Origin of the sequence: Sphaerisporangium sp. NPDC088356, from assembly GCF_040685555.1 — a bacterium.
Lineage (GTDB): Bacteria > Actinomycetota > Actinomycetes > Streptosporangiales > Streptosporangiaceae > Sphaerisporangium.
Genome location: NZ_JBFBIK010000100.1, coordinates 1 through 13,327, shown reverse-complemented (window position 1 = coordinate 13,327; position 13,327 = coordinate 1). Strand labels below are relative to the sequence as shown.

Here is a 13,327-nt window from a genome sequence, read left to right as displayed (position 1 = left end):
TGTCGCTGTTGGCACGCTGTCCATGATCAAACCGTGGGCGAAACATCCTGATTTGTCGGCATAAATCACGACATGGGCCCCGACCGTCACGTGACCTGCCTCACAGCAATTGGTCTAGTCCATAGTGAAAACTTTGCATTTCTTGCCATCAAAATACTGGCCAGTATTCACTTTTCACGAAACATCGGGCATATTTCTCGCGATCAACCTTGCCGCCGCCCCCTGAACCGTCGCAGACTCGAAGCAAGCGCCCAGAGGACGCCAAAGGAGTCAAAATGAAAGATCGCCTCAAGGGAGCTGCAGACGAGCTGCGGCGAGAGTGGGAGAGCAACCCGCGCTGGAAGAACGTCGAGAGGACCTATACGGCCGAAGACGTCGTTCGACTGCGCGGTTCCGTACAGGAAGAACACACTCTCGCCCGGCTTGGCGCCGAGCGGCTGTGGTCCCTGCTGCAGACCGAGGAGTACGTGCACGCACTGGGCGCCCTGACGGGCAACCAGGCCGTGCAGCAGGTCAAGGCGGGCCTGAAGGCCATCTACCTGTCCGGGTGGCAGGTGGCGGCGGACGCCAACCTCGGCGGCCAGACCTACCCCGACCAGAGCCTGTACCCGGCCAACTCGGTCCCGGCCGTGGTGCGCCGCATCAACAACGCCCTGCTCCGGGCCGACCAGATCACCTGGTCCGAGGGCGACGCGAAGGCCCCGCACTGGCTGGCGCCCATCGTGGCCGACGCCGAGGCCGGGTTCGGAGGCGTACTCAACGCCTTCGAGCTGATGAAGGGCATGATCGCCGCGGGCGCGGCGGGGGTGCACTGGGAGGACCAGCTCGCCTCGGAGAAGAAGTGCGGCCACCTCGGCGGCAAGGTGCTGATCCCCACCGGCCAGCACATCAAGACCCTCAACGCCGCCCGCCTCGCGGCGGACGTGTGCGACGTGCCCACCCTGATCATCGCGCGGACCGACGCCCAGGCCGCGACGCTCCTGACCAGCGACGTCGATCCCCGCGACCAGGCCTTCACCACCGGTGACCGCACGGCCGAGGGCTTCTACCGGGTGCGCAACGGGGTGGACGCCTGCATCGCGCGCGGCCTCGCCTACACGCCGTACTCCGACCTGCTGTGGATGGAGACCTCCACGCCCGACCTGGACGTGGCGCGGCGGTTCGCCGAGGCGATCAAGGCCGAGTACCCCGACCAGATGCTCGCCTACAACTGCTCACCGTCGTTCAACTGGAAGCAGCACCTGGACGACTCCACCATCGCCAAGTTCCAGCGGGAACTCGGCCACATGGGCTACAGCTTCCAGTTCATCACCCTGGCGGGCTTCCACTCGCTGAACCACTCGATGTTCAACCTGGCGCGCGGCTACGCCGAGGAGGGCATGACGGCGTACGTCGAGCTGCAGGAGGCCGAGTTCGGCGCCGAGGCGCAGGGCTACACGGCGACCCGCCACCAGCGGGAGGTCGGCACCGGCTACTTCGACCTGATCAGCACGGCCGTCGCGCCGGACTCCTCGACGGTGGCGCTCAAGGGCTCCACCGAGGCCGAGCAGTTCGCCGCCACGCACTGAAACCACGGGAGGCGCCGCCCGGCGCTCCCCCGCACGCGATCGCGGGCCGTCCACGGCACGCCCACGATCGCGACCTCCGAACCCGCGGGTTCGTCCGGTAAAGATCCGCCTTGGGCAGCGGCCCCCTCCGGACGAACCCGCGCACCATGTCCGCCCCCGGATCCCGGCACCAGTGCGGCCGTTACTTCGGCTTCGGCACGACTTGCTTCGCTACCGAGACGCTCCTTCGCTACCGACACGCCTCGCTTCGCCGCCGGCACGCCGTCCCTCGCCGCCGACGTGCTTTCTGTCTTGGGCGCCAGTACGGCGGGTCGAGGTACGGCGGCAACGGCGCCGCCCGTACGGCGCGCGAGCCGGTACACATTCGGGGGAACCGCACGTGCTACTGGAAGTCGAACTCGTCGGCGCGGACACCGGCCAGGAAGGCGTCCCACTCGGCCCGGGTGTAGATGATCGTGGGACCGTCGGGGTGACGACTGTGCCGCACGGCGATCCGCCCACTCCCGTCAAGCAGCGGACCGGCCTCGACACAGTTCGAGCCGGCGTCAGGGCTGAAACTACTTATGTGCCATGCAGCGTCTTGCTGGTGCTCGGGAACTGACATTTCACCTTCCACACGGACTACTCGATCTCGTCTACGGCCGCTCGGATCAGCTCCACTGACTCGGAGGGGTCTGACGAGTCGCGCCGTACGCGGTCAAATTTCAGCATAAGTCTCTCTACCCCTTCGGCTTCGACGTAGATCCCGCCAGCGGGAGTGTCCACATAGCCGATTTGGGGATATGGCTCCGGCATCTCGAAGATCCTGAACGAACCGTCGTGGCTGGCGTGCGCGCCAGAGGCGAACGGCAGGATCCTGATCTCGATGTTCGGGTGATGAGCCAGGTCGAGCAGGTGTTCAAGCTGCCCCTTCATTCCGGCAGACCCGCCTACCACCCGCCGCAAGAGGCTTTCGTCCAGGAGAGCCTCAATCTGAGGCGGTTCTGGAGCAGTGAGAATCTGCTGGCGTTCCAGCCTGAACCGTGCACCTGACGGAGACAGCGACGGGTCGGTGTCAGTCCGCTGGATGACCGCCTCCATATAGCTCCGCGTCTGAAGCAGCCCTGGAATCGCCACTGCGTCGAACGACCGGATGACTCGTGCCCGTGATTCCAGCCAGGCGTAGTCGACGATCAGCTTCGAAAGATTTCCGGAGTAGCTGTCCCACCAGCCTTCGTGCCAGACCTCCGTAGCAAGCCGCATCAGATCGGCGCGCTTGTGAGTGTCAGCGAGGCCGTAGAGATCGAGCAGCGCTTGAACATCAGGCGTGCGCGCTGGATAGAGGCCGGTCTCCAGACGGCTGATGGTGGCGCCGTCGCGCTGGATGTAGTCACCCGCCTCGGGCAGTTTCAACCCAGCGGCTTCGCGAAGCTCACGAAGTTGTCGACCAAGCCATTGAGCACGCAAGGTCATGCCCCGCTTCGCGCTCATGCAGTCACCTCGTCACGTCGGCACGGAGGGAAGGCTACTACCCACCGTGTTCATTCGAGAACGTTTGCGTGATTGCCGTGCATGCATGCACGGTGTCTGTCATCGTGTGTGAATACATACACACGGAGCGTGTTCATGTTGGGGCATCGTCAGATGATTCGTCTTCATCGGAGCTTGAGCCATGTACGTCGATCAATCAGCGGCAAGCGACGGATCCGTTGGACGGAGTCCAACGGATTGACCTGGTGGGGCTCGTTCGGATGCTCAATCGCCGGTTCGCTGGGTGGAGCGTCTGGTACGGCAGCGCGACCGGGCGGTGGTGGGCGCTCGCGCCGCGCTGGGGTCACGGCCTGGTGGGTCTGGTGGAGGCGGGAACCCCGGAGGAACTGGTCCTGCGCATGAACCGGATAGAGCAGTCCCACCCCTACGCCGCCTGCGATCCGCCCGCCGAGCCGCCTGTACCCCCCAACCCCCTGGACCGCCACCGATGGGCGGAGTCTCACAGCGCTGATCACGTCCTCACCGTCCTGGAACGTTCTCATCACAGAAGGGGAAGTATCCCGATGATCGCAATGCGTCCTCGCGCTCTGGCTTCGGCCCTGGGCGGCATCACCGCGTTCCTCCGCCGGAGCCCGGCTCCGAAGGACACGTCGGCTCAGGCAGATGCCGCACAGGCGCGAACGCTCTCCGGTCCGGCCGCACTCACGGGCCGGCCGATACTCTCCCATCGGTTCGCTCCCTCAGCCTCGCAGGTCAAGCCCGCCCGCACCTTCGTGGCGGACCTCCTCGGAGACGAACACCCCTGCCGGTACGACGCGATGCTCCTCACCAGCGAACTCGCGGCGAACGTGGTGCGCCATGCCGCCGAGCGGGACTTCCTCGTCTCGGTGGCCTTCCCCGACGCCGGGGTAATGGTCGCGGTCGAAGACGGTGGCTCCTCCAAGGTTCCCCACCTGAGGAAGCCGGGCAACGACGAGACCGACGGCCGGGGCCTCGCCCTCGTCGACACCCTCGCGTCCCGCTGGGGCTTCGAACGCCGGCCGACCGGCACCCTGGTCTGGTTCGAACTCGCCCAGCCCTCCCCCGATCAGCTGCGGTAGGCAACCGGCTCCAAAGAACCCGTGGGCACATCACGGGCTCCGCGAGAGCCGGCACGGTTCACCAGTCCAACGGCTCGCGCTCATACAAGAGGCTCCTCGACCCCGGCCGCCCACTCGTGAGGCATGGAGATCGGCATGCTCCATGGTCGCGCATCCGCAACGACAAAGCAGCGGCCACGTCCAGCCCGCGAACTCGGCTGTCGAGGACTCCCCACGCCGGCGGCGCCCGTTTCGTAATCCGCCTCCCCGCCATCGACCCGCCGGGGTGTGCGCGGTCCTCACGGCGGAGGGCATTCACGATCTTCCTGGCCGCCGAACCGCCCTACGCCGCGCGTTGGTACGTGGCCACGCACCACTACGGCTTCGACCTGCTGCTCAGCCGGCCTGGCGGGCGGCGCGGGCGTACCAGCGGCCGTCGGCGCGGTCGAGGGCGAGCCTGCGGCCGAAGCACTCCGAGAGGTTGTCGCCGGTCAGCACCTCCTCCACCGGACCCGCCGCGAGGACGCGGGCGTCGCGGACGAGCAGCGCGTGGGTGGTGGTCGACGGCACCTCCTCCAGGTGGTGGGTGACCAGCGCCGTCGTCAGCGCCGGACGGCTCCCCGCCAGATCCTCGATCGCCGTGATCAGGTCCTCCCTGCCGGGGAGGTCGAGGCCCGCGAACGGCTCGTCGAGCAGCAGGATCGCCGGGTCGGCCATGAGCGCCCGCGCGATGCGCACCCGGCCCCGCTCCCCCTGGGAGCACACCCTGAACGGCCGGTCGCCCAGATCCTTGCAGCCGAGGTCGGCCAGCAGCGCGTCGGCCCTGTCGCGTTCCCCCGGCCCGTAGCGGTCCCACAGCGGGGCGCTGCTGCCTGTGTAACCCGTGAGCACGACCGTCTGGGTGGAGAGCCCTTCTTCCTCCATCAGCTCCTCGTCGACGAGCCGCTGGCTCGCGGCGACCAGGCCGATGTGGCGGCGCAGCTCCCGAAGGTCGACCCGGCCCAGCCGATGGCCCAGCACCGTGGCCGTGCCGGAGCTCGGGTGGCGTACGGCCGCGGCGACCGACAGCAGCGTGGTCTTCCCCGCCCCGTTCGGCCCGAGGACGACCCAGTGCTCGCCGTATTCCACCCGCCAGTCGATGTCGGCCAGGAGCGTGCGGCCGACGACCTTCACGGTCACCCCGGCCACCTCCAGCGCGGCCTCGGCGGCGCGGTCATGGTTGATCTGCGAACCCATTGCGCCAGCATAGGAGCAACGCCCGCCCCACGGGTTCGCAGGGGAATGCGACACTTAGCCGCTTTTACCCGTCTCAGCCGGGACGGACGAGAGAAGACGCGGACTTCGTGGACGCCGAACGCCTCCCCTCGTGCCGGTCAGGTGGACGGGGTGTCGCTGAGCGTGGGGGTCGGCGGAGGCGGCGTCGGGTCGGGGGACTCGCCGTCACCCCACTCGGGGACCTGGCTGATGCTGACCGTCGGCTTGGGTGGAGTCTTGGTGGGCGAGGGCTCCTGCGTCGGGCTCTTGGTCGGCTTGCAGGGCTTCTCCTTGCCCCGCTTGTTCGTGCACGTCTCGGGGTCGTCGGGAGGAGGGGGCGGCGGCGGCGTGGTGCGCACGGCCGTGGGCGAGGGCATGCGAGTCTGCCATGGGGCGTTCGGCGTGGGCGTGCCGCCGCTCGGATCGCCCTGGCGGGACATCGCCAGGGTCGGCGTGGGAGTGAACCCCGGCAGCTCCCCCGGGCCGGTGCTGGGGGACACGCCGGCCACGACCCGGGGCCCCGAGGTCTCCAGCACCTCGACGGGAACCCGGGAGCCCTCGATCGGCCTCACCACCGGAATCCGGCCGGGGCCGCTGACGCTCGGGGCGGCGTCGGTGCCCCCGGTGCCCGCCGCCACGACGGTCATCGCGGCGATCGACACCGTCGCCAGGGCCGCGAACCCGGCGTGGGAGGCGTGACCGCGCCGCGCGGCCGAGCGGCGTGCCGACCGCGCCCCCGTGGTGGCCGAGCCGTCCGGAGCCGCGCTGTCGCCGGTGGGGCCGGCGAGCTTCAGGCGTCCCGCCCCCGCCGGGTACGGGACGGGGACCCAGATCTCCTCCAGCACGGCCGAGACGGCCTCCCGCTGGTCCCAGGAGCGGTCCACTCCCCCGGCGTCCAGCAGCCAGGCCAGCAGCGCGGCGGCGTCCGGGCGCCCGCCCGGCTCCTTGGCCAGCGCGGCGGAGACGGGGTCCCACAGGAGCTTGGGCACCGAGGCGAGGCGGGGCTGCTCCACCAGGATGCGCCGGGTCAGCACGTCGGCCTCTCCGGTGCCGAACGGGTGATGGCCGGTCGCGGCGTACGCGACCAGGCACCCCCAGGCGAAGACGTCCGAGGCGGGGATGGCGGGCCCGCCGGTGAGGCGCTCGGGCGCCACCCATCCGGGGCTGCCCATGATCTGGCCGGCCTGCGTGTGCGCGACGGCGGCGTCCAGGTCCCTGGCGATGCCGAAGTCGATGATGCGGGGACCCTTGGGGGACAGCAGCACGTTCCCGGGCTTCAGGTCGCGGTGGACGAACCCCGCCTCGTGGATCGCGACCAGCGCCGCCGCGGACCCGAGTGCCACGCCGTACGCGAGGTCGGGGGTGAGCGGGCCGCGCGCGGCGACGATCTGGGAGAGGGACGGGCCGGGGATGTGCTCGGTGACCAGATAGGGCCGGTCTCGGTCCGTGCCGTCCTCGAGGACGGGGGCGGTGCAGAACGGCACCACGCGGCGGGAGAAGGCGACCTCCTCGGTGAACCGCGCCCGGAGCGTCGGATCGCTCAGATGGACGGCGTGCGGCGTCTTGAGCGCGACGAGACCGCCCTCAGGCCGCTCGGCGAGGTACACCACGCCCATCCCACCGGCGCCGAGACGGCCGAGCAGAAGGTAGCGCCCGATGATCACCGGGTCGCCCACCGTCAGCGGCCGAACGCCTGGAGGCATCCCGCTGGGGACGCCTGCTCCGCCACGTGCCATCCGGAGGTGACCTCTCTTCGAGAAGTGCAGCACAGGCCACTGTGTCGCTCCCGAAGGCCATTCGGCGTGAACTAGTTCGAAGCGGCATGAGAGGTAAGGCGAATCATCCCTCAAGGTAAGGAACCGAAGGGTCTTATGCGACTAGATAGGCGTATGTGACCGTTGATCCGGGTGCCGCGTCAACGCCGTCAGGCGGCCGCCGAATCGGATCCCGGACCCACGAGCGACCCCTGCCGCTGGTCCGCCGCCGAGACCGGCGTGGAGACCGCAGGCGGCGCGGTGCCGTCGGCCGAGGCGGCGACCGCGGCCAGGAAGCGCTGGATGTGGCCGAAGACCATGCGGGCCTCGGGCACGACGTCCGCCAGGATGGCGAACACGTGCGGCATGCGGTGCCACTCCTCGTAGGTCACCTTCACCCCCGCGCCACGGGCCCGCAGGGCGACGCGCCGTCCCTCGTCGCGCAGCACCTCGGTGGACCCGGTGATGACCATCAGCGGCGGCAGGCCCGTGTAGTCGCCGAAGACGGGCGAGACCAGCGGGTCGCGGCGGTCGAGCCCGGCGGTCCACCGGCGCGCGAGCCAGTCGACCCGGCTCGCGGGCAGCATCGGATCGACCCACCGGTTGACCGTGCGGCGGCTGTCGGACAGGTCGGCCCACGGCGACAGGCAGATAGCGGCCGAGGGCAGCGGCATGCCGCGGTCCCGCAGGGCCAGCAGCGTCGCCAGGGTCAGGTGGCCGCCCGCCGAGTCTCCGGCGATGACGATGTCGGAAGGCTCGTAGCCTTGGTCGAGCAGGCCCTGGTACGCGTCGAGCGCGTCGGCCAGCGACTCGCTGAGCGCGTGGACCGGGCCCTGGCGATAGTCGAGCGCCAGCACGGGACGCCTCGCGGCGGCCGACAGGCGCCAGGTGATCGGCCGGTGCGTCGCCGGGGAGCAGAAGAAGTACGCTCCGCCGTGAAAGTAGAGCACCACCTTGCTCTCGTCCAGGTCGCCTCCGGCGCGCACCCACTCGGTGCCGCAGGGGTCGGCGTCCTCCTTGACGATGGACACGTGCGCGGGAGCGGGGATCGGGAGCCGCTCGCCGAGGGCCATCAGCCGGGTGACGAGTCCCATGCCGATCTCGTGTCTCAGCAGCAGGGACGAAATGGGCTTGGTCGTACCGCGCAACAGGCCGTTGAGCGCGCTCGCCCGCCAGCTGATCGGGTACACCGGGTGAATGTCCACATCGATGTCCTGCCGCATGCGACCCTCCATGAGCAGTCTTGCCGAATCTTGTTCTATCTACCTGCCCGTATGTCCCGGTTTACATGGGTGTTACACACTTTGTCGAGGGTTAGCCGGAACATTTGACCTGGTAGGGGTGCCTAAGGGCTCGGCGTGGATCAGCTCACGTTGCGGCGGATCTCCCCGAGGAACCTGACCAGTTGCTCGCGCTCGGCGGCGTCGAGGGTGCGCAGGGCGCGCTCGCTGAGGCGGAGCATCTCCTCGGCGATCACGCTCTCCAGCTCGTGGCCGCGCTCGGTCAGGCGGAGCCGTACGAGGCGGGCGTCGGTGGGGTGGGGCTCGCGGCGCAGCTGAGCGGCACGGTATATCGCGGGTCCCGCGGGGCGTGGCCGGTTAGAATGCCAGTCACGCCCAACCTGGAGGTGCCCGACCTTCGCGCTCTATCTGACGATCTTCAGGTACGGCTTCCGCCGTCACGCCACCTACCGGGCCGCCGCCCTCGCCGGAGCGTTCACCAACACGATCTTCGGCATTCTCCGCGCGTACGTGCTGATCGCGCTGTGGCAGGCCAGGCCGGGCCTCGCCGGATACGACGTCACCGACGCGGTCACCTTCTGCTTTCTCACCCAGGCGTTCATCGGGCCCATGGAGGTGTTCGGAGGCGGCCTTCAGCTGGCCCAGCGGGTGCGCACCGGCGACATCGCCCTCGACCTGGTGCGCCCGGCCTCGCTCCAGATGTGGACCCTGGCCGACGATCTGGGCCGGGCCACGTTCCTGTTCTTCGTCAGGAGCATCCCGCCCGCGATCGTCGGCGCCCTGCTCTTCGGGATCCACCTTCCCGGGAACCCGGTCACCTGGGCGGCGTTCCTCGTCTCGATGGTCCTCGGCGTCATCGTCAGCTTCGGCCTGCGCTACCTGGTGGCCCTGTCGAGCTGCTGGGTGGTGGACGAGCGGGGCCTGCAGTCGCTGTCGCTGGTCATGGCGACCTTCTTCAGCGGCATGATCCTGCCCCTGGTGCTGTTCCCCGGCTGGCTCGGAACGCTGGCACAGGCGCTGCCCTGGGCGGCCATGGTGCAGGTCCCCGCCGACGTCTACCTCGGCAAGCGCGACCTCCTCGGCGCGCTCGCCTTCCAGGCCGTGTGGGCGGCCGTGGTGCTCGGCGCCGGCGCGCTCGCCACCCGGTCGGCCCGCCACAAGGTGGTGATCCAGGGTGGCTGAGCCTCTTCGAGGACGCCCCCGGCTGAAGGCGGGACCACGATGATCGAGATGGTGAGAGGCTACGCGCTCCTGGCCGCCATCTGGATACGCGCCTCCGCGCAGTATCCGGTGTCGATGGCGCTGCTCACGGCCGGCTCGTTCCTGGTGACCAGCCTCGACATCGCGGCGATCGCGGTCATCTTCACCCACACCGGCTCCCTCGGCGGCTTCACCCTGCCCGAGGTGATGTTCCTGTACGGCACCTCCGGCATATCGTTCGCGCTCGCCGACCTGCTCTTCGGGAACGTCGACAGGCTGGGCCAGCACATCAAGGCGGGCACGTTCGACGCGATGCTGATCAGGCCGGTGAGCCCGTTCGTGCAGATAGCGGTCGAGCGGTTCACCTTCCAGCGCCTCGGCCGCACGGCGCAGGCGGGGACCGTGCTCGCGATCGCCCTCACCCGGCTCCACGTGCCGTGGCAGCGCGCGTGGATGATCCCGCTCATGGTGCTCTGCGGCATCGTCCTGTTCACCGCCGCGTGGACGCTCAGCGGGGCGATCCAGTTCCTCCTGACCGACGCGGCGGAGGTGGGCCACGCGTTCACGTACGGGGGTGGTCAGCTCACGCAGTACCCGCTGAGCGTCTACGGGAGCGACCTCGTGCGCGCGGTGACGTTCATCGTGCCGCTGGCCTTCGTCAACTGGCAGCCGGGCCTGTTCGTCCTCGACCACCCCGATCCGATGGGGCTGCCCTACTGGCTGCGCTTCCTCGGCCCGGTCGCCGCGCTGACGCTGGCCTGCGTGGCCGCCTTCGCGTGGCGCGCCGGGCTCCGCCGCTACCGTTCGACGGGGAGTTGACAATGATCGAGCTCGACGGGGTGGGCCGTTCCTTCACGGTCCGCGGCAAGACGGGACGGCTGCGCCGGGACACGCGGGTCGTGCACGCTGTGCGGGACCTGTCCTTCGAGGTGGCCGCCGGGGAGTTCGTCGGCTACCTCGGGCCGAACGGCGCGGGCAAGTCCACGACGATCAAGATGCTGACCGGGATCCTGACGCCCACCAGCGGACGCATCCAGGTGGCCGGTCTCGACCCCTCCCGGCGCCGCACGACGCTGGCCCGGCGCATCGGCGTGGTCTTCGGGCAGCGGACGATGCTGTGGTGGGATCTGCCGCTCAAGGACAGTTTCACCCTGATCCGGCACCTTTACAAAGTAGATCAGGTGAAGCACCGGAAGCGGCTCGCCGAGCTGGTCGACGTGCTCGACCTCGGCGGGTTCCTCGACAAGCCCGTACGGCAGCTGAGCCTCGGGCAGCGCATGCGGGGCGACATCGCGGCGGCGCTGTTGCACGACCCCCCGGTGCTGGTGCTCGACGAGCCGACCATCGGGCTGGACGTGGTGAGCAAGGCGGCCGTACGCGACTTCCTGCGCGGGCTCAACGCCGAGCGGGGCACCACCGTGCTGCTCACGACGCACGACCTCGGGGACATCGAACGGCTCTGCCGCCGGGTCATGCTGATCGACCACGGCAGCCTGGCCTTCGACGGGACCGTCGCCGAGCTGAGGGCCACCGCCCCGGACGGCGCGTCGATCGAGGAGGTCGTCACCCGCCTCTACACGCGGGCCGTCCGGTCATAGCGGGGCCGGCCGGAGCGATCCGCTCAGTAGTAGCCGCCGCCGGCGGGCTCCGAGGTCTCCTCCTCGTAGTCCTCTTCCAGGTCCCTCTGGCGGCCGGCCCACCGCGAGGGCATCAGGACGGGGATGAACAGCGCGATGCCCAGCATCGCGAAGACCCCGGTGCCCAGCAGTTGCCGCATGCCCTTGCCCGCCTGGACGATCATCGGGTTCATGGAGGGGTCGGTCGGCGCGAGGCCGAGCGCGCGGGTCACGTCGAGCACGTAGATCACCGTCCACGCCAGCAGCACCATGGACGGCACGAACGTCGCGAGAGGTGAGACCCTCCCCGCCACCACCAGGCCGAGGATCAGGCCGGCCGCCAGCATCGCGCCGAGGCCGATCAGCGCCTTGGTGTCGCGCACCGGGTCGACGGTGCCCGTGGCGGCGTTGGCGGCGCCGGCCATGCCGCGTAACACGTCCTGCGAGGCCCATCCGGCGCCGACCAGGAGCACCGCCGTCACCACGACGCCGAGCAGCAACCCGAGAAAGTGCCGCATGGTCACCACCTCGTTCATCACAGAACCAGCGAACGCGGGCAACAGTAGCGACAAAACCCCTCAAGCGGCAGACGTCACATCGAGACGGTCCGAATGTGGATCACCACGAAGACAGGCGGTCCCCGGGCATGACACGATGTGGGACGTCATGCGTGCCCGCCTCCCCCTGCGCCTCGCGCGGTCGTCCGCCTTCACGGTCGTCTGCGTGACGCTCGCCGTGCTCGGCCACCGGGCGGCGGGCGGGTCGGGGCCCTCATCGTGGGCGGTGGCGGCCGGTGGCGTCGCGGTGACCGCCGTGGCCGTGCTCCTCGCCGGCCGCGAGCGCTCACCCCAGACGATCATCGGTTTCCTGGTCGGCACGCAGCTGTTCCTGCACCAGCTCTTCGGCCTTTCGGGGAACATCGGTTCCCCCCTGAGCGTCCATCTCTCCCACGGGCAGGGGCTCGGCGCCGACGTCGGCATGGTGGTCGCCCACCTCACCGCGACGCTGATCACCGGCTGGTGGCTGGCCAGGGGCGAGTCGGCCCTGTGGTCGGTGCTGCGCAGGCTCGGCACGCTCGCCGTCCGTCGGCTGCGCCACCTGCTGAGCCTGCTCGACGAGGGCACGGGCGGCCCCGTACGGCCCGTCGCCCGCGCCCCCCGGCACCTCGATCCCGCCCCGGTCAGGCGGGAGCTCCGCCACACGGTCACCAGGCGTGGTCCTCCACTTCCCGCCGCCTTCTGACACCTCGCGAGCCGCCGCCACCCGGCGGCGCGTCCCCTGACGCCCGCCCGGATCCCGGCGGCACGGCTCGCGCTTCCGGCTTCCCCCCTTGTACGAAGTGGAGATTTCCCGATGTCGTTGAGCTCTGCCGGCCGCCGCCTGGCCGCCGTCACCGCCGGTGCCCTCGCTCTCACCGTCGGCCTCGCCCTGCCCGCCCTCGCCCACGTCACCATCAACCCGGGAACGGCGGAGAAGGGCGGTTTCACCAAGGTCGCCTTCCGCGTCCCCAACGAGCGGGACAAGGACTCGACGACCAAGCTGGTGATCGACCTGCCGATCGAGCACCCGCTGCCGTTCGTCTCGGTGCGCCCGGTCCCCGGCTGGAAGGTCGAGGTCACCGAGAGCAAGCTGCCCAAGGCCGTCCCGTCCAAGTACGGCGACATCACCGAGGCCGTCACGAAGATCACCTGGACCGGAGGGAAGATCGAGCCGGGCCAGTTCCAGGAGTTCGAGGTGTCCATGGGGTTCATGCCCGAGGACACCGACCAGCTGCTCTTCCCCGCGACCCAGACCTACTCCAGCGGTGAGATCGTGAAGTGGGCGGACGAGCCGAAGGCCGACGGCACCGAGGCCGAGCACCCCGTCCCCACCCTCAAGCTCGTCGCGCCGGCGGCGGGCGCGGGTGACGACCACGCGTCGGGCGCCGCGACGACCCCCGCCTCGGCGGCGCCCACGCCGGCGGTCAAGGCGCGGAGCGACGCGCATGACGACGCGAGCGCCGGCGCGGACTCCGACGGGACGGCCCGGCTGCTGGCCGGCGTCGGCATCGCCGTCGGAGTTGCGGGCGTCGCGACCGGTGTGGCGGGCCTGCGCCGCGGCCGGCGTACCCCGCAGGCCCCGCAGGGCTGACCCGCGGCCGGGTCC

Annotated in this window: 13 protein-coding genes; 7 read left to right on the top strand and 6 right to left on the bottom strand. The window is 69.9% G+C overall.

Going from position 1 to position 13,327, the window contains the following annotated elements; translation table 11 throughout:
• Positions 1-275 precede the first annotated feature (275 nt).
• Positions 276-1,568: an isocitrate lyase gene (gene aceA / locus AB0O34_RS28175; protein WP_363920394.1), complete on the top strand. Its 1,293-nt coding sequence runs from the start codon at positions 276-278 to the stop codon at positions 1,566-1,568.
• A 382-nt stretch (positions 1,569-1,950) separates the two neighbouring features.
• On the opposite strand, the gene AB0O34_RS28170 is transcribed toward aceA, so the two are convergent.
• Both AB0O34_RS28170 and AB0O34_RS28165 read right to left on the bottom strand, forming a co-directional pair.
• A complete protein-coding gene (locus AB0O34_RS28170; RefSeq protein ID WP_363920392.1) occupies positions 1,951-2,172 on the bottom strand; it encodes a DUF397 domain-containing protein in 222 nt (73 codons plus the stop codon).
• Positions 2,173-2,189: 17 nt separating this feature from the next.
• Complete coding sequence (locus tag AB0O34_RS28165; RefSeq protein WP_363920390.1) at positions 2,190-3,038, bottom strand: helix-turn-helix transcriptional regulator; 849 nt, start codon at positions 3,036-3,038, stop codon at positions 2,190-2,192.
• Between the two features lie 245 nt (positions 3,039-3,283).
• Here AB0O34_RS28165 and AB0O34_RS28160 point away from each other — a divergent pair, with 245 nt between their 5' ends.
• Complete coding sequence (locus tag AB0O34_RS28160; protein WP_363920388.1) at positions 3,284-4,138, top strand: ATP-binding protein; 855 nt, start codon at positions 3,284-3,286, stop codon at positions 4,136-4,138.
• A 375-nt stretch (positions 4,139-4,513) separates the two neighbouring features.
• Here the strand turns inward: AB0O34_RS28160 and AB0O34_RS28155 are convergent, their stop codons facing one another.
• The 3 genes from AB0O34_RS28155 to AB0O34_RS28145 all read right to left on the bottom strand — a co-directional run bounded on the left by AB0O34_RS28155 (position 4,514) and on the right by AB0O34_RS28145 (position 8,348).
• Positions 4,514-5,353: an ATP-binding cassette domain-containing protein gene (locus AB0O34_RS28155; protein ID WP_363920386.1), complete on the bottom strand. Its 840-nt coding sequence runs from the start codon at positions 5,351-5,353 to the stop codon at positions 4,514-4,516.
• A gap of 137 nt (positions 5,354-5,490) precedes the next feature.
• Positions 5,491-7,074: a serine/threonine-protein kinase gene (locus AB0O34_RS28150; RefSeq protein WP_363920384.1), complete on the bottom strand. Its 1,584-nt coding sequence runs from the start codon at positions 7,072-7,074 to the stop codon at positions 5,491-5,493.
• 221 nt (positions 7,075-7,295) lie between these two features.
• A complete protein-coding gene (locus tag AB0O34_RS28145; RefSeq protein WP_363920382.1) occupies positions 7,296-8,348 on the bottom strand; it encodes an alpha/beta hydrolase in 1,053 nt (350 codons plus the stop codon).
• 528 nt (positions 8,349-8,876) lie between these two features.
• Here AB0O34_RS28145 and AB0O34_RS28140 point away from each other — a divergent pair.
• From AB0O34_RS28140 to AB0O34_RS28130, 3 genes are read left to right on the top strand one after another with little or no spacing between them, the layout of a single operon-like run.
• On the top strand, positions 8,877-9,548 hold the full coding sequence (locus AB0O34_RS28140) for an ABC-2 family transporter protein (RefSeq protein WP_363920380.1): 672 nt from the start codon (positions 8,877-8,879) through the stop codon (positions 9,546-9,548).
• A gap of 39 nt (positions 9,549-9,587) precedes the next feature.
• Entirely contained in the window at positions 9,588-10,385 is a 798-nt protein-coding gene (locus AB0O34_RS28135) for an ABC-2 family transporter protein (protein WP_363920378.1), read from the top strand.
• 2 nt (positions 10,386-10,387) lie between these two features.
• Positions 10,388-11,164, top strand: a complete 777-nt coding sequence (locus AB0O34_RS28130) for an ATP-binding cassette domain-containing protein (RefSeq protein ID WP_363920376.1) — start codon at positions 10,388-10,390, stop codon at positions 11,162-11,164.
• Between the two features lie 23 nt (positions 11,165-11,187).
• On the opposite strand, the gene AB0O34_RS28125 is transcribed toward AB0O34_RS28130, so the two are convergent.
• Complete coding sequence (locus tag AB0O34_RS28125) at positions 11,188-11,718, bottom strand: hypothetical protein (protein WP_363920374.1); 531 nt, start codon at positions 11,716-11,718, stop codon at positions 11,188-11,190.
• Between the two features lie 130 nt (positions 11,719-11,848).
• On the opposite strand from AB0O34_RS28125, the gene AB0O34_RS28120 reads away from it, so the two are divergent.
• Positions 11,849-12,424: an MFS transporter gene (locus tag AB0O34_RS28120; protein ID WP_363920372.1), complete on the top strand. Its 576-nt coding sequence runs from the start codon at positions 11,849-11,851 to the stop codon at positions 12,422-12,424.
• Between the two features lie 111 nt (positions 12,425-12,535).
• Complete coding sequence (locus AB0O34_RS28115; RefSeq protein ID WP_363920370.1) at positions 12,536-13,312, top strand: YcnI family protein; 777 nt, start codon at positions 12,536-12,538, stop codon at positions 13,310-13,312.
• Positions 13,313-13,327 lie beyond the last annotated feature (15 nt).

Excerpts from the sequence above, each read along its gene's own strand:
- aceA (WP_363920394.1), top strand. The coding sequence starts at position 276 with ATGAAAGATCGCCTCAAGGGAGCTGCAGACGAGCTGCGGCGAGAGTGG.
- AB0O34_RS28170 (WP_363920392.1), bottom strand. The coding sequence starts at position 2,172 with ATGTCAGTTCCCGAGCACCAGCAAGACGCTGCATGGCACATAAGTAGT.
- AB0O34_RS28165 (WP_363920390.1), bottom strand. The coding sequence starts at position 3,038 with ATGAGCGCGAAGCGGGGCATGACCTTGCGTGCTCAATGGCTTGGTCGA.
- AB0O34_RS28155 (WP_363920386.1), bottom strand. The coding sequence starts at position 5,353 with ATGGGTTCGCAGATCAACCATGACCGCGCCGCCGAGGCCGCGCTGGAG.
- AB0O34_RS28150 (WP_363920384.1), bottom strand. The coding sequence starts at position 7,074 with ATGCCTCCAGGCGTTCGGCCGCTGACGGTGGGCGACCCGGTGATCATC.
- AB0O34_RS28145 (WP_363920382.1), bottom strand. The coding sequence starts at position 8,348 with ATGCGGCAGGACATCGATGTGGACATTCACCCGGTGTACCCGATCAGC.
- AB0O34_RS28135 (WP_363920378.1), top strand. The coding sequence starts at position 9,588 with ATGATCGAGATGGTGAGAGGCTACGCGCTCCTGGCCGCCATCTGGATA.
- AB0O34_RS28130 (WP_363920376.1), top strand. The coding sequence starts at position 10,388 with ATGATCGAGCTCGACGGGGTGGGCCGTTCCTTCACGGTCCGCGGCAAG.
- AB0O34_RS28125 (WP_363920374.1), bottom strand. The coding sequence starts at position 11,718 with ATGAACGAGGTGGTGACCATGCGGCACTTTCTCGGGTTGCTGCTCGGC.
- AB0O34_RS28120 (WP_363920372.1), top strand. The coding sequence starts at position 11,849 with ATGCGTGCCCGCCTCCCCCTGCGCCTCGCGCGGTCGTCCGCCTTCACG.
- AB0O34_RS28115 (WP_363920370.1), top strand. The coding sequence starts at position 12,536 with ATGTCGTTGAGCTCTGCCGGCCGCCGCCTGGCCGCCGTCACCGCCGGT.